Source organism: Priestia sp. P5_B4 (genome assembly GCF_056400385.1).
Map to the genome: position 1 here is coordinate 1 of NZ_JBFULJ010000045.1, position 18,050 is coordinate 18,050.

At 39.2% G+C, this 18,050-nt stretch carries 14 protein-coding genes; 5 read left to right on the top strand and 9 right to left on the bottom strand.

From position 1 onward, the window contains the following. Positions 1-1,268 (bottom strand): ABC transporter substrate-binding protein (locus AC1DRF_RS07540; protein WP_477740516.1); only part of this gene is annotated, 1,268 nt, incomplete at its 3' end. A gap of 280 nt (positions 1,269-1,548) precedes the next feature. On the opposite strand from AC1DRF_RS07540, the gene AC1DRF_RS07545 reads away from it, so the two are divergent. Then, positions 1,549-3,720 (top strand): peptidoglycan D,D-transpeptidase FtsI family protein, encoded by a 2,172-nt coding sequence (locus AC1DRF_RS07545; protein WP_427076855.1) that lies wholly within the window; start codon positions 1,549-1,551, stop codon positions 3,718-3,720. Between the two features lie 52 nt (positions 3,721-3,772). On the opposite strand, the gene AC1DRF_RS07550 is transcribed toward AC1DRF_RS07545, so the two are convergent. From AC1DRF_RS07550 to AC1DRF_RS07570, 5 genes are all read right to left on the bottom strand, one after another. After that, on the bottom strand, positions 3,773-4,342 hold the full coding sequence (locus tag AC1DRF_RS07550) for a TetR/AcrR family transcriptional regulator (protein ID WP_013081690.1): 570 nt from the start codon (positions 4,340-4,342) through the stop codon (positions 3,773-3,775). A gap of 162 nt (positions 4,343-4,504) precedes the next feature. Beyond that, positions 4,505-5,926, bottom strand: a complete 1,422-nt coding sequence (gene hemY / locus AC1DRF_RS07555; RefSeq protein WP_477740517.1) for a protoporphyrinogen oxidase — start codon at positions 5,924-5,926, stop codon at positions 4,505-4,507. A 137-nt stretch (positions 5,927-6,063) separates the two neighbouring features. Further along, complete coding sequence (gene hemH / locus AC1DRF_RS07560; RefSeq protein WP_162213601.1) at positions 6,064-6,996, bottom strand: ferrochelatase; 933 nt, start codon at positions 6,994-6,996, stop codon at positions 6,064-6,066. Between the two features lie 97 nt (positions 6,997-7,093). Continuing rightward, positions 7,094-8,137 (bottom strand): uroporphyrinogen decarboxylase, encoded by a 1,044-nt coding sequence (hemE, locus tag AC1DRF_RS07565; protein WP_013055329.1) that lies wholly within the window; start codon positions 8,135-8,137, stop codon positions 7,094-7,096. Between the two features lie 196 nt (positions 8,138-8,333). Then, positions 8,334-10,463 (bottom strand): transglycosylase domain-containing protein, encoded by a 2,130-nt coding sequence (locus tag AC1DRF_RS07570; protein WP_427076898.1) that lies wholly within the window; start codon positions 10,461-10,463, stop codon positions 8,334-8,336. Positions 10,464-10,648: 185 nt separating this feature from the next. Here AC1DRF_RS07570 and AC1DRF_RS07575 point away from each other — a divergent pair, with 185 nt between their 5' ends. Both AC1DRF_RS07575 and AC1DRF_RS07580 read left to right on the top strand, forming a co-directional pair. Beyond that, entirely contained in the window at positions 10,649-11,155 is a 507-nt protein-coding gene (locus AC1DRF_RS07575; RefSeq protein ID WP_477740518.1) for an antibiotic biosynthesis monooxygenase family protein, read from the top strand. Positions 11,156-11,238: 83 nt separating this feature from the next. Further along, positions 11,239-12,627, top strand: a complete 1,389-nt coding sequence (locus AC1DRF_RS07580) for a hypothetical protein (protein ID WP_043981719.1) — start codon at positions 11,239-11,241, stop codon at positions 12,625-12,627. 48 nt (positions 12,628-12,675) lie between these two features. Here AC1DRF_RS07580 and AC1DRF_RS07585 read toward each other — a convergent pair whose 3' ends face one another. Beyond that, positions 12,676-13,341: a phosphatase PAP2 family protein gene (locus AC1DRF_RS07585; RefSeq protein WP_427076856.1), complete on the bottom strand. Its 666-nt coding sequence runs from the start codon at positions 13,339-13,341 to the stop codon at positions 12,676-12,678. Positions 13,342-13,565: 224 nt separating this feature from the next. Here AC1DRF_RS07585 and AC1DRF_RS07590 point away from each other — a divergent pair, with 224 nt between their 5' ends. After that, complete coding sequence (locus tag AC1DRF_RS07590) at positions 13,566-14,774, top strand: M20 family metallopeptidase (protein ID WP_097825008.1); 1,209 nt, start codon at positions 13,566-13,568, stop codon at positions 14,772-14,774. A gap of 113 nt (positions 14,775-14,887) precedes the next feature. Further along, positions 14,888-15,607, top strand: a complete 720-nt coding sequence (locus AC1DRF_RS07595; RefSeq protein WP_427076857.1) for an EcsC family protein — start codon at positions 14,888-14,890, stop codon at positions 15,605-15,607. A 35-nt stretch (positions 15,608-15,642) separates the two neighbouring features. Here the strand turns inward: AC1DRF_RS07595 and AC1DRF_RS07600 are convergent, their stop codons facing one another. Together AC1DRF_RS07600 and AC1DRF_RS07605 are read right to left on the bottom strand one after the other, a co-directional pair. Then, positions 15,643-16,848 carry an ABC transporter permease gene (locus AC1DRF_RS07600; RefSeq protein WP_427076858.1) on the bottom strand — a complete coding sequence of 402 codons (1,206 nt, stop codon included), beginning with the start codon at positions 16,846-16,848 and terminating at the stop codon, positions 15,643-15,645. Then, positions 16,841-17,584, bottom strand: coding sequence for an ABC transporter ATP-binding protein (locus AC1DRF_RS07605; RefSeq protein WP_013055321.1), 744 nt, complete (start codon positions 17,582-17,584; stop codon positions 16,841-16,843). The genes AC1DRF_RS07600 and AC1DRF_RS07605 overlap by 8 nt, the downstream gene beginning before the upstream one ends. Positions 17,585-18,050: the final 466 nt, after the last annotated feature.

Genomic DNA, 18,050 nt, shown 5'->3' on the forward strand with positions numbered 1-18,050 from the left:
GTCATTTGCTTGCCTGCGTAAGACTGCATTGCTGTCATTTGCTTGCCTGCGTAAGACTGCATTGCTGCGCCGACTTCTTGAACCGTTCCTTCCGGATACTTAAACCAGTTCCATGATAATGTTTTACCTTCTTCAGAGTATTTTAAGATATCATCAGATAAAGAATCGATGCCTTTTCCATCGATGTTTTTGAACGCTGGAATGAACTTGAACTTTTCAACTAAGAATTTTTGACCCTCTTTAGAAGAAACCATCCAATTTAAGAATTCCTTCGCTGCTTTTTTATCTGCATCTGGCGCATTTTTGTTTACTACCCAGTTATTTGGAACTCCGATTGCTAATTTATCATTTTTCTTTGCATCGTTGCTGATTGGCATTGGAATAAAGCCCATTTTCATGTCCGGATTAATTTTCGTAATCATATTTACCGTCCAGTTACCTTGTTGCATCATTGCTGTTTCACCAGAAGCAAATTGAGTAACTTGTGTATTGTAGTCTGTCGTTAGTGGATTTTTATTTCCATACTTTAACGTTAAATCGAACAGATTCATAAATTGCTTAAACGTTTCATTGCCTTCAAATTTTGCTTTTCCTTCGTTTAGACCTTTAATAAACGCATCTGGATCGTCTTGCTGTGCCATTGGAATATTAAATAAGTGGTTACCTAGCACCCACCACTCGCCGTATCCATTAGAAAATGGCGTAATGCCTTTTGCTTTAAGCTTCTTAGAAGCTGCTTCTAATTCTGACAGCGTTTTAGGTAATTCTTTAACGCCTGCTTTTTCAAATAAATCTTTATTATAAATAAAACCATAACCTTCTAAGTTTAGCGGCTGACCATAAATTTTCCCGTCCATTGTCATCGGTTCTTTGGCGATATCATACAGATTATCTACCCACGGCTGATCAGATAAATCTTCCAATTTATCCTTCCACGTTTGCGCTTCTTGGAACCCTCCATTGTTAAAGATATCAGGTTCATTTCCAGAGGCAAACTGTGCTTTTAATGCTGCACCATAGTCCGCGCCTCCGCCGACTGTTTGGATGTTAAACTTTACGTTTGGATGTTCTTTTGTATATTCATCCGTTAATTCTTTCAGCTGATCTGCAATTTCCACTTTGAACTGGAACATATCAATAACAACTTGATCACCTGAGCCTGTTGATTTACTTGCTTTTGAATCCGTACCTGAGTTTGAACATGCTGTCGCAAATAAAAGTGATGTTGCTAACACGCCAGACATTATTGAAAGCCTTTTCATTTTCATTCGTTTTGCCCCCCTTGATATCTATCTCTCTTTATTTTACCGATTCTAGGACATTTGAACAGGTAACAATATTGAACAACCGAGTGGAAAATATTGAACAACCCCTTCAGCACCCTTCGACAGGTCTCTCTTCTTCCGCAAAAATTTCTATAAATTTTTTGTCTGTTTTATTCCACCTAATAACATTTATAGACAAAATTATGTTAATATGTAGAGTGATAGATTCATAAGAAAATTTATGAATTTTTTTAACTTGTATAAACAAAGTGAAGGGGTTTACATGAAAACTAAAAAGCGCAAAAAAACACATGTCTCATTTCGAATTAACTGGCTGTTTATTGTGGTTTTCCTGCTTTTTTCTGCACTCATTTTACGATTAGGCTTCGTACAGATCGTGTACGGAGAGAACTATAAACGAGAAGTTGAAAAAACAGAAGATGAAACGGTAGATTCACCGGTTCCTCGCGGAAAGATGCTAGACCGCTATGACCGCGTTATCGTGGATAATAAACCGTTGAACGCTGTCACGTACACGCGTTTGAAAGGCGTCACTCAAGAAGACAAGCTAAAAGTAGCTAAAAAGCTTGCCACTCTTATTGATGTTCCTGTTACAACAGACGTGTTTGGCAAATCGGCTAAAAAGAAAGATAAAAATACGATTAAGCTAACAGAACGCGACTTAAAAGATTACTGGATTGCAACTCATCCAAAAGCAGCAGCGAAAAAAATTACCGCAGCGGATAAGCAAAAAGTAAAAGAAGGTCAACTTTCTGAAGATGATTTATATCCTCTTCAGCTAAAGCGCATCACAAAAAACGAACTTCTATCGGTGAAAGATGACCTTGAAGTGATTGCTATTAAAAGCAAGATGGAAGGCGGGTACGCGCTAACTGCTCAAATTATTAAAAGCGGGTTAACCGATAAAGAGCTTGCCGTTATTAGTGAGCAGCTGGGTGACTTACCAGGCGTCGATACAACAACTTACTGGGACCGTATGTATACATACGATGACTTACTTAGCACGCTGCTTGGTAAAATCACATCAGCAGATGAAGGATTACCGAGTGAAAACTTGCAGTACTATTTATCACACGGCTACAGCCGTAACGACCGAGTAGGAAAAAGTTATTTAGAAAAGCAGTACGAAGACGTTCTTCGCGGTCAAAAAGCTCGCGTGCAAAACGTCACGGACCGCTCGGGCAACTTAGTGAGCCAAGAGACCGTTACAGAAGGTCAGCGCGGCAGTGACTTAATTTTAACAATTGATATGGAACTTCAAAAGCAAGTCGAAGATGTTTTAACAAAAGCTGTGACATCCGGTGCTGCTGGTTCACGATTAATGGACCGAGCGTTTGCTATTATGATGGACCCTCACACGGGAGATATTTTAGCGATGGGCGGAAAACAGCTTGTTACTGATAAGCAAACCGGAGCACGTAAAGTACAAGACTTTGCTCTTGGTAACATGACCACTTCTTATGAAGTAGGTTCTGCGGTTAAAGGAGCGACCGTTCTAGCAGGACTTGATTCAGGTGCTATTCAGCCTGGTACGGTTTTTTACGATGCGCCGCTGAAGTTTGCTGGCGGAACAATTAAAAAGTCGTCTCACCCAATTGGAGCAACTGGGATTCAAAATGCTTTGGAACAATCGTCAAACGTGTTCATGTACCGTACGGTTATGAGCATGGCTGGTGAAACGTACCGCCCTGGCGGTAAACTGAACATTCCACCTTCTATCTTTAATAAGCTGCGCTCATACTATAGCCAGTTTGGTCTTGGAATTTCAACGGGCATCGAATTAGAAAACGAATCAACGGGTATTCGCAATACTGTAACAAACGAACCAGGTAAAGCACTGGATTTTGGTATTGGACAGTATGATACGTACACACCGCTTCAGCTTGTTCAGTACATCTCAACGATTGCTAACGGTGGATATCGCATGAAGCCGCACTTAGTAAAAGAAATCCGTGAACCTGAGCTTGATAGCGAACTAAAAGGAAGTATTCAAAGTTCTGTTGAACCAGAAGTGTTAAACCGTATTACGATGGGCCAATCAGAAATTAACCTTGTCAAACAAGGATTTCGCCAAGTAGTTACAGGGTCACATGGTACAGGGCGTTTACTTAATACAGGAAAATACCGTCAGTATAATATTGCTGGTAAGTCTGGTACCGCAGAAACCTTTAATAAAGGTGTAAGCGTTCGTAACTCTACATTCGTTTCATACGCGCCTTATGATAATCCGGAAGTAGCAGTAGCGGTTGTTATTCCTTCTGCTTATGTAGCCGGTACATCTAACACGTTAAGTAAAACAGTTACCGGTGACGTGATAAAAGCTTACTTTGATCTTAAAAAAGAAGGCGAAAAAGAAGTAGAGCAAAAAGAAGAAGATGCAAAAACAGGAAATACAGAATTAAACGGCGTAAAAAAAGATGATAATGAACAATAAAAAAGGTCTCGTCATGAGACCTTTTTTGTTTTTTCTATGAAAAAAGCCTATCTCACTGAGACAGACCGCGTAAAAAGTATAGTTCAATTAATTCAGCAATTTTTTCTTCTGAAAGCGGCTCATGCCGTTTTTCCCAATCATAGACGAGTGCAATGTACATTTTAAATAATAAAAAAGCTGTGAGCTCCGGGTTGCACGGTTTAATTTCTTTTTTAGAAATCGCAATTTCGATTTTGTTTTTTATATAAGTCAAAATCTCTTCTTCTACTCGCACCAGCACTTCTTGCACTGCTGTAGTGCCTAACTGCTGTTCCTGTACCAGCTTCAGCATGAGCTGATGCTCAGTGCGGAATTCTAAGATTCGAAAAATGGCTGCTTGGGCATTTTCAAAAAAAGGACGGTTGCTATCAATGACAGTTTCAGCTGCATCTGTCATTTCTCGAATCATTCGTGTCACAATTTCATCGAATAACTCTTCTTTGTTTTTAAAAAAAGTATAAATCGTTCCTTTTCCGACATTTGCAAGCTTCGCCACTTGCTCCATAGTCGTTGCTTTATATCCAAACAGCGCAAATGATTTTGACGCTGCATCAACAACTGATTGCTTTCGGTCTATCGCCACGTTATCCCCTTCTTTCTGACCGAATGAATATTTCAGTCAACAAGTACGGTTTTACTATAGCATAAGTTTCTTTTGCTTTTCAACCACAATCTCTTCTCTTAGTATAACCTTTCTCTACAGGTAGTAGACAAAAAAGCGGAGCATTGATTCACCGCTCCACTTCTACAGTTGCTGCACATATTTAACCGCTTTTTTAGCCACATCTTCTCCGTGCTCTACACATTCTGGTATACCCAGACCTTCGTATGAGCTTCCCGCTACATAAAGACCGGCCAGCTCTTTTTCAAGCTGTTCGTTCATCGTATCTAGCATATCGTGATGTCCGACCGTATACTGAGGCATTGACTGCTTCCATCTCGTTACCGCGTAAAATTCAGGCTCAGCAGAAATGGTAATGAGCTTCTTCAAATCCTCCAGGACAATTTTGAAAATTTCATCGTCAGGCTGATCCACCACAGCTTCATCCCCAGTTCGTCCAACTAAACATCTCAGCAGCACTTTTCCTTCCGGAACCGCATGCGGCCACTTTTTATTTAGCCATGTGCACGCCGTAATCGTGTAATCGCTATTTCTTGAAACGGCGATGTTCATTGCATCTAGATTGTCTTGCAGCGCTTCTTGTGCAAAGGCTATCACAACAGTAGCTACTGAAGTGGAAGGCATATGCTTCAACGGTTCGAATATTTTATATTCTGAAAGCATAGACTGAGCAGCTGCATGAGGAGAAGTTACAATAACGCTGTCTGCTTTTATGACTTTCCCGCTATTTAACGACAATTCATATGCGGTATCTTCTTTATAAATTTTCTCTACTTTTATTCCTTTTGTAATAATATCAGGATCTATTGCTTTTTCTACCCCATCTACTAGCGATTGAAGACCTTCTTTTAATGTTAAAAAGACACTATTTTTTTTGAACTCCGAATCATCACCGTGCTGTGGGTGAATTTCTTTTAGCTTTTTCATTCCAACAATTAAGCTTCTGTACTTATGTTCAGCATGCAGAAACTGTGGAAATGTTGATCGTAAACTCAAGCGATCAACGTCTCCTGCGTAAATCCCTGATAATAGAGGCTCAATTAAATTTTCAACAACTTCATCACCAAACCGTCTTCTAAAAAACACGCCTAGCGAACGGTCATCCTGATTTTTTGTCTTCGGTATAAAAAAATCAGCTGCTGCGCGCAGCTTGCCAACAGGTGAAAATAACCCTGTTGTGATAAAAGGAGATAACTTGGTTGGTATCCCCATTACAGCACCATCAGGCAGCGCATGCGGTGTATCTTTTACTAGAATATAGGATTTTCCTTTTTCATTTCCGACTAGCTCCCTGCCTAACCCTACTTCTTTTGCCAGTTTTGTAGCAGCTAGCTTACGCGCTAAAAATGAATCAGGACCTTTTTCAAATAAATACCCGTCTCGTTTGACCGTTTGAATTTTTCCACCAAGCCGATGCGTCGCTTCTATTAGTTGAAGATCAATTGGCAGCTGATGATCCTTTATTTTTTTTTGCAAATAATAGGCAGCTGAAAGACCTGTTATTCCTCCACCGATGATGACAACCTTTTTTCGTCTATCCGTCATGTTATCATCGCCTTTTCTGTAAAATTCAATATAAAGAGAAGCGATTATGGAAATCCATAGCTCGCTTCTTACTTTTCTCTATATTGATTATAAGTTACTTTTCATCCCTGTTCAACGTACAAAGAATCTATATTGACTTAACGGGCAATCTGTTTTAACACAACTGTAGCTAACCCATCGATAAATTCAGGCTGTGCATTTGGCATTTCAGGGCGGTAATAATCAGCCCCAATTTCATCTGTCACAACTTTGCATTCATAGTCGTTATCATAAAGTACTTCTAAGTGGTCTGCGATAAATCCAACCGGAGTATACACGAACGATGTATAGCCTTTTTCTTCATGCAATTCTCTTGTTAAATTTTGGACATCCGGACCTATCCATGGTTCAGGCGTATTTCCAGCACTTTGCCAGCCAATTTCGTAATGTTCAATACCAGCTGCTTGTGCAATTAAATCCGCTGTTTCTTGAAGCTGATTTGGATATGGATCTCCTGCTGCAATAATTTTTTCCGGCAAGCTATGTGCAGATACAATCAACACGGCTTTTTGGCGTTTCTCTTCGTCCATTAAATCAAACGTTTGTTTAACACGTGTAGCCCAGTACTGAATGAACTTTGGCTCACTGTACCAGCTTTCTACTGAATGAATGATTGGTCCTCCTAATTTTTCAGCCGTTTCTTTGGCGCGCCCATTATAGGATTTTACGCTAAACGTTGAAAAGTGAGGTGCAAGCACGATGCTGACCGCTTCTTTAATTCCGTCTTTATGCATGGCTTCTACTGCATCTTCAACAAACGGTTCAATATGCTTTAAGCCAAGATACGCTTTAAATTCAATTTCATCCTGCACTTCATTCAAGCGCTTTTCCAGACTTTCCATTTGCTGTTGCGTAATTTTGGCAAGAGGTGAAATGCCCCCGATTGCTTCGTAGCGGTTTTGTAAATCTTCTAAGGCTTCTGGTGAAGGTTTACGTCCGCGGCGGATATGTGTATAGTAACGTTCAATATCTTCTTCTTTATATGGCGTTCCATATGCCATTACAAGTAATCCCATTACTTTTTTACTCATGTGTTCGACACCTCTTTATTAGATTCAATACTTGTCTTCATTTTGCCATGAATAAAAAGAAAAATTCAAAGTTTAGCGCTCCAAATTATTTGACAATTTATTGTCTATTTGCAGAATATTCATGAATAAAGGTTGTTAAACGCTTTAACGTTTCCGGCTGAACCTGTGGAAAAACGCCGTGCCCCAAGTTAAAGATGTAACCAGGACTGGCCATCCCTTTATCTAATATTTCTGTTACACGTTCTTCAATAACTTCCCATGGAGCTAACAAAATAGCAGGATCTAAGTTTCCTTGCAGTGTTTTTGTTAAGCCTAATGCACGTGCTTCATCCAGCTGTGTTCTCCAATCTAATCCCACTACATCCAGCGGCAAATCATGCCATTCTTTTGCCAAATGACTTGCCCCTACTCCAAACATAATGAGCGGTACATTTTTTTCACGTAAAGAGGTGAAAATTCGCTCCATAACAGGTTTTATAAAGTAACGATAATCCGCTACATTTAAAGCACCTACCCATGAATCAAAGATTTGAATGGCTTTTGCCCCAGCGTCAATTTGCGCTTTTACATATGTAATCGTCATATCTGCTAACTTATCCATTAGTGCAAACCATGCTTTAGGTTCGGTATACATAAATGCTTTTGTTTTATTGTAATTTTTTGAAGGTCCTCCTTCAATCATATAGCTTGCCACTGTAAAAGGAGCACCTGCAAAGCCAATTAGAGGTACGTTTAACTGTTCTGTTGTTAACAGCTTAATCGTATCTAATACATACGGAACATCTTCTTCCGGCGTAATTTCTCCTAGTTTTTCTACATCGCTTAAAGATTGAATTGGATTAGAAATTACAGGACCAATTCCTGACTTGATTTCAACATCCACTCCAATTGAAGGAAGCGGTGACATTATATCTTTATATAAAATAGCTGCATCCACTCCGTACTGTTCAACGGGCAGACGTGTTACGTATGCTCCAAGCTCTGGCTGATGAGTGATTTCAAATAAAGAGTACTTCTCTTTTAGCTTTCGGTATTCCGGCTGTGAACGCCCTGCTTGGCGCATATACCAAACCGGAACATGATCCGTTTTTTCCCCTCTACAGGCTTTTAAAAAAGTATCGTTAAACGTTCCTTGACTCATAATTTCCACCTTTCTCGATTGTCTTCCATCCGTATTTTCTTCGATTAGACAGACAATAATCAGCAAAGGAACATACCGGTTCCTCTACTGATTAAAGTTTCACGTTATATTCTCTACTTGTCACTATACCCATTTCTTTACGACTTGTATAGCCACCTGCTAAAAATGTCAAAAATTCGCCCTACTCTTCCTTTTTTTATTGAAAAAGAGCAGGTGTTACTTCGTTGGATTTTTTTCCTTTTTGTTTTGTTTGGGAATTGTAAGGAACTACATAATAAGTAGGACTGTCGAGCAGATTCACACGCTCTTTTTCAAATGCTCCTTTTCCCTTCACTTTGCCAATTACTTCGGCTTTATCTCCTTTTTTCTCATAAACATAATAAACAGCTCTTTTATCAGGTGAAGGTGTCCACGATAAATTTACCGTTAGCAAACCAAATGGATGGAATGTTAATTCTTGTTTTAAGTCTTTAACTTCCTCTAAGCGTATTGGTTTTGGCAAATCTTTAACGCCTGCTGGCTTTTGAAATGCAGCTTCGTCGTAACCAGCTCTTGTGAGAATGTCTTTAAATAATAGCGTCGGATAAGAACTTCCTTTTGTTAAATAATGCTGGTCATTTGTAGAATCATATCCCATCCACACGCTTCCTACAACATCTGGCGTATACCCAACGAACCAAGCATCCCTTGTAGCTCCTTTAACATTCGTATACGAAGTAGACCCTGTTTTTCCTGCTAACTCTCCTTTAAACTCTCCATTTTTTGCCGTTCCTTCTTTAACAACTCCTTGAAGCATTTTTGTCATATACCACGCTGTCTGTTTTGAAAATGCTTTGTGAGTGTCGGGAACAGCTTTTGCAATCACTTTTCCGTCTTGATCTTTTATTTCTTGAATAAAGTACGGTTGGATGTTTTCTCCGTTTTCAGCAAATGCACGGTACGCTCCTGCTAATTGAAGCGGTGTAATTCCTTCCTTTAATCCTCCAAGAGCAATCGCAAGCCCTTTATCTTCTAAAGGAATTCCTAGCTTTGTGAGATACTGCTTACTTGTTTCAACTCCTAGCTGATTCAATGTCCAGACGGCAGCTGCGTTTTTAGAATCTTTTAGGGCATCGTACATCGTTACCTTTTTAGCATATTGGCCGTCTACATTTTTAGGTGTGTATCCCCCGTAGCTTCTAAGCTTGTCTTGCAGCAAGGAATAAGGCTTGAATTGACCTTCTTCTAACGCAGGGCCATATACCGCAATAGGTTTCATCGTAGAACCTGGCTGTCTTTTGACATTTACGCGATTGAGCGACTTTTGTACATAATCTCGTCCTCCCATAACAGATAAAACTCCTCCGCTTTTGTTATCGACTAATACAAAAGCACCTTGGGCACTGTTATCTGTACCTGGAAAATAACGATTTTCTTTCATCAGCTCGTAGGCGGCTTCTTGTACTTTTGTATTCATAGGTACTTTGACCGTATAACCGCCGCGCAGAAGCTCATTGCTCGAAATACTGTATTTCTTCTCTGCTTCTTGAATAACCATATCGATATAGGTTAGATACGCTGGGTTTTTAGCCTGTTCCTTTACGTCCAACCCCAGCATTCTTCCTTGCAAACGGACATTTTTTTCAGCTGATAAATAACCTGCTTTTTGCATGGCATTTAACACAACATTTCTACGTTCTATACTTTTTTCCGGATGTAAAATAGGAGAATAAGAATTCGGTGCTTTTGGCAGTGCAGCGAGCAGTGCACCTTCTTCTACCGTTAATTCGGAGACATCTTTATTGAAGTAAAGCTTGGATGCAGCTTGGATTCCATAGGCTCCGTGTCCAAAGTATATTTGGTTCAAATACATCTCAAGCAGTTTTTGCTTACTGTAACGCTGCTCCAAGTTAATGGCCACCACTACTTCTTTTGTTTTTCTAAGCAACGTTTTATCATTAGATAAAAACACATTTTTAGCCAACTGCTGTGTTAAAGTACTTCCTCCTTCAACACTTCCTCCAGCCAATATATCTCGGTATAATGCTCGACCAATAGATTTAAAATCGATTCCGTGGTGTTCATAAAAACGAACGTCTTCAATTGAAATAAATGCTTGTTGCACATGCTTTGGAATCTTATCAATTGAAACCAAGTCCCGATTTTTCACATAGAGCTTTGTTAATTCGTCTCCATTTTCGTCCACTAACCTCGTAGCCGAGTCCATGACGATCTTTTTCTCATCAATTACATAGTTTCCAAGAAACAAGATGATAATATATCCAATCAATCCTAATAGAAAAATTCCAACTAAGGCAGCAATTGCGTATAAGCCTTTTTTGTACATCATGCCACCCCTTTTCTTTCGCTAAACTTTTGATAATATGGAAAACAACTTCATCAATGTTTTACTTTACCATCTTCATTAGAAGTTCACAATTTTTGAATTTTTGTGTGTAAAATTTTATAATTTTAGTATGATTTACAATTGTAAATTGTATGCAATTCCCAATTAGAAAGGAAGTATAATCCATGAAGATCTTTATTACTTACGGAACAGGCCCYTACCTTCAGAAGTTGATCGACGAACATCCGAGTGAACGTTTGCTACTGCTTCACAAAGATGACGATCAATTTGCACTAGTTCACGAAACAGATGGAGATACAATTTTTAAAGAAGGACATGCTTATGAGGTATTAGATGCTTCTGGAGATCTTGCAGATAGCGGATTTGCTGTACTAAATAATATTTCAGTTACAGATGAAGGCCGTCCTTTGTTTGAACAGCGATTTAGCCAAYGAGCTCGTTTAATTGAAAATGAAGCAGGCTTCTCAGCTATTCGTGTGCTTCGTCCACTGCAAAATGACACATACATTATCTTTACAGGATGGAAAGATGAAAGTTCATTTAGCGATTGGCAGTCTTCAAAAGCCTATAATGAAGCACACAAAAAACGCGGTACGTCAGAAGGCGTGGATCAGCAGCCATCGATTTTCTCTCGCCCTTCTTATGTGACCTCATACCACGTAGTTAAATAAGTAAACATCCTCCTAGTAGGCGAGTATCACAATAGGCACAAACGTCATATTGTATACTATATCACCTATTGGGAGGAATTTTTATGGGCATAGAGCTTGGAGCTCTTCATTGGATGTATGTCCTTTTTATCGCCTTCATTATCGGCTTTATGATTATGCGGCGAGATACGAGTATCCTTTGTATACTCGGGATTTTTTTACTTTCCTTAACGGCTACCTCTTCGTTAAGCCACTCCGTCAGCGCTGTTTTTTCCAGCTTCATTTATGCCATTACAGAACTGCTTCCTACCATTTTAATTATTTCAATTATTGTATCCATGAGTAAAGTCTTAATGGCTACAGGAATAAATGAATCGATGATTTCACCTTTTGCTCGCCTCATTAAAACGCCTGCTCTTGCCTATTGGGTTATTGGATTAGTTATGATGACCATCTCCTATTTTTTCTGGCCTTCTCCAGCCGTTGCTTTACTTGGAGCCGTGCTTTTACCAGTGGCCATCCGCGTAGGGCTTCCAGCTATAGGCGTAGCCGTAGCGATGAATTTGTTCGGCCACGGCGTTGCGCTTTCAGGAGACTTTGTTATTCAAGCTGCTCCTAAGATAACTGCTGACGCAGCAGGTCTTCCAGTTCACGAGGTGGTTCAAGCAAGTGTCCCTCTGGTCATTGTGATGGGAGTTGTTACGACACTCTCTGCTTTTTACTTTTTAAAACAAGATATGAAGCACAATAGAATTCACGCTCAACCGACAATGTTAACAAGCAGTTCTTCTGTCCAATCCACACCTCTTTCTTCTTCAGTACGCCGGGCTTTAGCCATTATAGTTCCCCTTTTCTTTGCTATAGACGTATGGGCAATGTTCGCCCTTCATTTACAGGGAGGAGATGCAACTGCTCTCGTTGGTGGCACAGCCTTATTTATTTTAGTGGTGGTTTCACTTATTGCTCACAAAGGAAAAGGTCTCGAACAAACAACTTCCTACTTGATTGAAGGCTTGCAGTTTGGTTTTAAAGTATTCGGTCCCGTTATTCCCATTGCAGCTTTTTTCTATTTAGGAGATGCTGGATTCACAACAATCATCGGTGACTTTCTTCCGAAAGGATCACATGGACTTGTAAATGACCTAGGCGTTGCTCTTGCTTCCACTGTGCCGTTAACCGCACAGGTCGCCACTGTAACGATAACTGCTCTAGGAGCTATTACCGGATTAGACGGTTCAGGCTTTTCAGGCATTTCACTTGTAGGCTCTGTCTCTCATTTATTTGCATCTGCTTTAGGATCGGGCGCTGCCACCCTAACTGCTTTAGGGCAAATTGCTGCGATTTGGGTTGGGGGAGGCACATTGATTCCATGGGCATTGATTCCAGCTGCTGCGATTTGCGGAGTCAGTCCGTTTGAACTCGCCAGACGTAATTTAAAACCTGTAGCGATTGGATTAGTCGTTACAACAATTGTCGCGATGTTCTTAGTTTAAACAAAAGCCCCCTTCTTTTTATGAAGGGGGGCCATATGTATATATTTTTTACATGCCTTTTGGAAACTCTTTTTCCGCTGAAGGCTTTACATACGCATAAACAAGCGTATAGAAGAAAATACCTACAATAAGCCACATAAGCCCTAAGCTGTAGCCCGCTAAGACATCTGTTAAAAAATGTTCTCTTAATAGAATACGGCTCACACCTATTAATAAAACAATTAAAGTAATTGCAAGCTGATACCGCTTGGCTACCTTTTGACTGTTCATATGCTTTGTGAGAAAAAAGATAATCAGACCATAAATAAGAATTCCCATCATCGCATGGCCGCTTGGAAAACTGTAGCCTTCGATGCCTTCAAGAGGACGCCCTCGTTCTACCGCATCCTTAACTGCTTTATTAATAATATCACCGCTTAAAATAAATAAAAATGCCGATATCATACCGATATAGTCCTTTTTAAAAAATAAAAAAACGAGAAGTACAGCTAAAAGAACCATAATCATCACTTTTGAAGCTAAAAAAGACAAGCCATAAAAAACAGATGACGCTGACTGAAGAACAGTGCTGTCATCTATAGCTGAAACAAGCCAGTGGTCTCCTTGAAAAGAATCTGTCGACACAACAAACAACACTCCTAAAAAAACGAGACCTGCCCCCCCAAACACCCACATCAATTTTTTGTACAGGGATACAGTTTGTGAATCTACCATATCGTTACCTCCTATTATCTCATGAGAAAATTGGCAAAAAACTCATTCTTTATCCCTATTCCTCATCTTATGTATCTATTATGTATATAAAATATTTCATGATTCAATTACTTTTTTCAATAACAACGCTTACATTCTTTTCTTTTTAATAGATAATGATATAATGATTAAAATGTCAAAAAATTCAAAACTTTATTCAACCTATACAGAAAGGATATGGTCACGTGAATTCCAAGCTACATACTTTGCTTGAAGAAAAATTTGATGAAATGGTTCAAGTCCGCCGATATCTGCATCAGTATCCAGAACCGTCTTTTAAAGAATTTCAAACCGCTGCCTACATTCGATCTTTTTATGACAAAATCGGTATTTCTTACCGAGCAAATGTAGGAGGAAACGGCATTGTAGCAAGCATTCAAGGAGGAAACCCTGGTCCTACTGTAGCTTTGAGAGCCGACTTTGATGCCCTGCCTATTCAAGATGAAAAAGATGTACCATATCAATCAACTGTTCCCGGTGTAATGCATGCGTGTGGTCACGATGGTCATACAGCTACTCTTTTAGTCCTTGCTAAAGCGCTTTTTGAAATAAGGGATTCTCTCCCTGGTAAAATCATCTTCATTCATCAGCACGCCGAAGAGTACGCACCCGGAGGCGCCAAGTCCATGATTGAAGACGGATGCTTAGACGGTGTAGACGCGATATTCGGAACGCATTTATGGTCATTAACTCCAACTGGTGTCGTTCAATATCGAACGGGCCCTATTATGGCTGCTGCTGATCGCTTTGAAATTACGATCAAAGGAGCAGGCGGCCACGGTGCACAGCCTCACAAAACAAAAGATTCAATCGTCATCGCCTCTCAGCTTGTTGTTAATTTACAGCAAATTGTAAGCAGACGTGTAAACCCAATTGATTCAGCGGTTGTGAGCATAGGTTCTTTTGTAGCAGAAAATGCATTTAATATTATTGCTGATTCTGCTCGACTAATTGGAACGGTAAGAACATTTAACGAAGATGTACGAAATGACGTAGAAAAAGAAATCGAACGAATTGTCCAAGGTACATGCTTAACAGCTGACGCTTCTTATGAACTGAGTTATACGCGTGGCTATCCTTCCGTCGTCAACCACCCGGAAGAAACGGCCTTTCTTGCTTCTGCTGCTTCTCAAATCGATGAAGTTCATACAGTCGAAGAAACGGAGCCTCACATGACTGGGGAAGATTTCTCTTATTATTTGCAGCATATTAAAGGAACGTTCTTTTTTACAGGAGCTCAGCCAGAAGGTGTAGATGCTCCGTATCCTCATCATCATCCTAAATTTGATTTTAACGAAAAAGCAATGCTTATCGCAGCTAAAACGCTTGGTACGGCTGCTGTTGAGTATTTAAGAGAACAAGCTCCTTCTAAAAACGTAATAAAAGCGAATTAATCATTCAGCAAGCATTCGTACAGATAAGCAGACGAGTGCTTGTTGTTTTATTTCAGGAACCTTTTCCTCACTTAAAACGTAGTATTTATATCGACTGAAATGAGGTGATTTTTTTGAATACGTATGAAGAAAAAGTGTTACAAGAAGCTGAACATTGGAAATTCAGCATATTGAAACGACCTTCTAAATTTCAACGGACCGCAAAATCTTTACAGCTTAAAATAAATGAAAAAATCCCTGCTAAAGTCCATAAGATTATGACTGAAAGCATAAAAAAAATGGTTGAAACCACGCTTGTTGGATCCGATTTCACCACTAAAAAAAGAGATGTCAGCGGTCTTTCATTTGAAGAAAAAGAGAACAGAATTTTGGAACTCATACCTAAGTACAAAAAAACAGCTGCTGTAGAAGGAGCTGGTACTGGTGCAGGCGGTATCCTTTTAGGTGCAGCAGATTTCCCGCTTCTTCTTTCCATAAAAATGAAGTGCTTATTTGACATTGCCGCTACGTATGGTTTTGATGTAAAAGAAAAAGAAGAACGCATTTATATGCTGTATATTTTTCATCTTGCCTTTTGCAGCGACGACCATAGAACGAAGCTGCTCGAAGTAGTAGAAAACTGGGAAGAAAAGAAAGAGGAACTTCTTGAGCTTGATTGGAAAGCTTTTCAACAAGAATACCGTGATTACATTGATGTTGTGAAAATGTTTCAGCTTATGCCGGGAATTGGAGCTGTTATAGGTGCATATGCTAATTATCAGCTTCTTGACCATCTCACAAAAGTAGCAATGAACGTCTATCGCTTCCGTATATTATCTTCATCTCCAAAGTAGTCTAAAAACGTAAAAAAGCTCCTTTCGGAGCTTTTTTACGTTAATTTTTTATTTACATATGCATGTACAAATAAGTGAATAAATATAGCACCTGCTGCCACGGAAAGCAGTGCAGCAACTATATTAGAAAAAGCCACCGCTATGGCGAGCACAAGAATTTGTACATACAGCGCTTTTTTCCATACGTCCAAAAATGCCTTTTTCCGTTCTTTAGCTTCAACCGGATAAAGAGAAAGCCATAAAATCTGTTTGTGCTGCTTCCAAAGCGGGAGTAATTGAAAACCGGTCATGTATACAACAAATAAAACAACCACTATATTGCCGTATTGAAACGGCGCAGCTACAATTAAAAATCCGCCAATGACAGTTAAGCGAACGAGCAAACTTAAATAATCTCCTGATCGCAAAAATGTTCTGGTGTATAAGTAATGGTAAGTGGCACTTTGACGAAATGGAATACGTGCTACTAGCCAATCTAAATATCTACGGCGTTTGATTCGCTCTTTCACCTGAGGAACGTCCGTAAATAAATTAGCTAATCGATAAAAATAGCCCATGCGCTTTTCTTCTAAGTCAATTAGCTTTTCCCATTTGATCGGCTTTCTTTTTGTAAGCGAGCGATAATAAATGGCTAGCGCAATCATAATCACCGCTACGATTCCTGTAAAGAATGCGTATGCATGGGAAAATAAGAAGTACGTAAAAACTGCGTTCAAGAAAAACCTGACGATATAATCTGTCCACTTCGCCCACTTTTCTTCAAACCATACAGCCCACCAAGACATGCCTAAGTTTACAACTTTCAAGATGAGTAATAGCAGAAAAAACACAAAAACGTTTGAGTAAGAATCATGCATTACCTTTACGTGAAGAGGTGCTGCTGCACCAGTTGCAAATAATAAAATATAAAGCTGAATCGTAAAGGTAAACCAAAAAGATTTTTTAAAATAAGGCTGCAGCTTCGTCTCCAAAGGAAGTAAAAAGACTAAATCAGGTCGTTTTAAAAACGTTTGAATTTGACCCATGGTTAAAATCAATCCCATAAGTATCGCAATCACTACAGCCGAAGGAAACGCAGGCGTTAATGTACTCAACCACTGTTGATAATAGTAGGCCAAACCGCCAATCGCAAAAATTAACACTAATTTAATGTGGTCATTTAAGATATATTTTGTATATCTTCTTACATCCACTAAATACTGCTGAAACCGTTGCTTCCATAATGCATCAATCTTACTCATAGCCTTCTTCCTTTGTTAATTCAATATAAATTTCATCAAGAGTAGCATTGCGCATCTGAAATTCTTCTTGAAGGTCTTTAAGCGTTCCTTGCGCTCTTACTTCTCCGTTATGTAAAATAACAAATTTATCGCAGTAGCGTTCCGCGGTCGCCAAAATGTGTGTGGACATTAAAATGCCTGCACCTTGCTTTTTCATATCCGTCATCAAATCAAGTAAAGATTGAATACCCAGCGGATCTAAACCTAAAAAAGGTTCATCAATAATATAAAGAGACGGCTGAACCAAAAAAGCGCACATAATCATAACCTTCTGCTTCATTCCTTTTGAAAAATGCGCAGGGAACCATTTTAACTTCCGGTCTAAACGAAACTCTTTTAAAAGCGGCTGCAGACGGGCTTCATATGTTTGAGGCTCAAGTCCATAAGCCATAGCTGTCATATCTAAATGTTCTTTTAATGTTAATTCATCGTATAGCACAGGAGTTTCTGGAATAAACGTAAACTGGCTTCGATAACCTGTTGGATCTTGTTGAAAGGTTTTATTATTAATGGATACACTTCCTTTTTTTGCTTCCATTAATCCAATGATATGTTTAATCGTTGTACTTTTGCCGGCCCCATTTAACCCGATTAACCCGACTAATTCACCTGCATTTACATCAAACGATACATCTTTTAAGACGGGAGTTTTTGTATATCCCCCTGTAATATTGTTAATTTGCAATAAAGAACCCATCACGATCTCCTTTTATTTGTTCTTTTTGTCTCCAAGCGCAAGCGCTATTTGCTCTATTGTACCAAATCTTTTTCTTCCTCACATTGTTTTCAATTTTTTTCGGTTAATTTTTCCAGAATATAATCGAAATATCGGGACATTCTATATAGGGAAGAAGGAAAACAAGTTATTGATTACAACTAATCATTACAAAGCTTCTTACATTTGGGATGAGGTGTCTACAGCAGGCATATTTCAGAAAACCTTATTGTAAATCGATGTATGTTTGATTCATAAGGGGATGGTAGTCATGAACGTAGTAAGAATATATATGATGGGTAGACAATAATGTTCATTTATTACTGTGTAGATGAGGTGTTTGTCAAAGACCAAGAACGATTTCGTTCACATTGTATATTTTTTAGCTCAATGCTTAAATGAGGTGTTTGTTAAAGAGAATATACTTTTTCAAGTTACTGTTTCATTA

Coding starts and splice junctions, on each gene's coding strand:
- AC1DRF_RS07545 (WP_427076855.1), top strand. CDS start 1,549: ATGAAAACTAAAAAGCGCAAAAAAACACATGTCTCATTTCGAATTAAC.
- hemY (WP_477740517.1), bottom strand. CDS start 5,926: ATGACGGATAGACGAAAAAAGGTTGTCATCATCGGTGGAGGAATAACA.
- hemH (WP_162213601.1), bottom strand. CDS start 6,996: ATGAGTAAAAAAGTAATGGGATTACTTGTAATGGCATATGGAACGCCA.
- hemE (WP_013055329.1), bottom strand. CDS start 8,137: ATGAGTCAAGGAACGTTTAACGATACTTTTTTAAAAGCCTGTAGAGGG.
- AC1DRF_RS07570 (WP_427076898.1), bottom strand. CDS start 10,463: ATGTACAAAAAAGGCTTATACGCAATTGCTGCCTTAGTTGGAATTTTT.
- AC1DRF_RS07580 (WP_043981719.1), top strand. CDS start 11,239: ATGGGCATAGAGCTTGGAGCTCTTCATTGGATGTATGTCCTTTTTATC.
- AC1DRF_RS07585 (WP_427076856.1), bottom strand. CDS start 13,341: ATGGTAGATTCACAAACTGTATCCCTGTACAAAAAATTGATGTGGGTG.
- AC1DRF_RS07600 (WP_427076858.1), bottom strand. CDS start 16,848: ATGAGTAAGATTGATGCATTATGGAAGCAACGGTTTCAGCAGTATTTA.
- AC1DRF_RS07605 (WP_013055321.1), bottom strand. CDS start 17,584: ATGGGTTCTTTATTGCAAATTAACAATATTACAGGGGGATATACAAAA.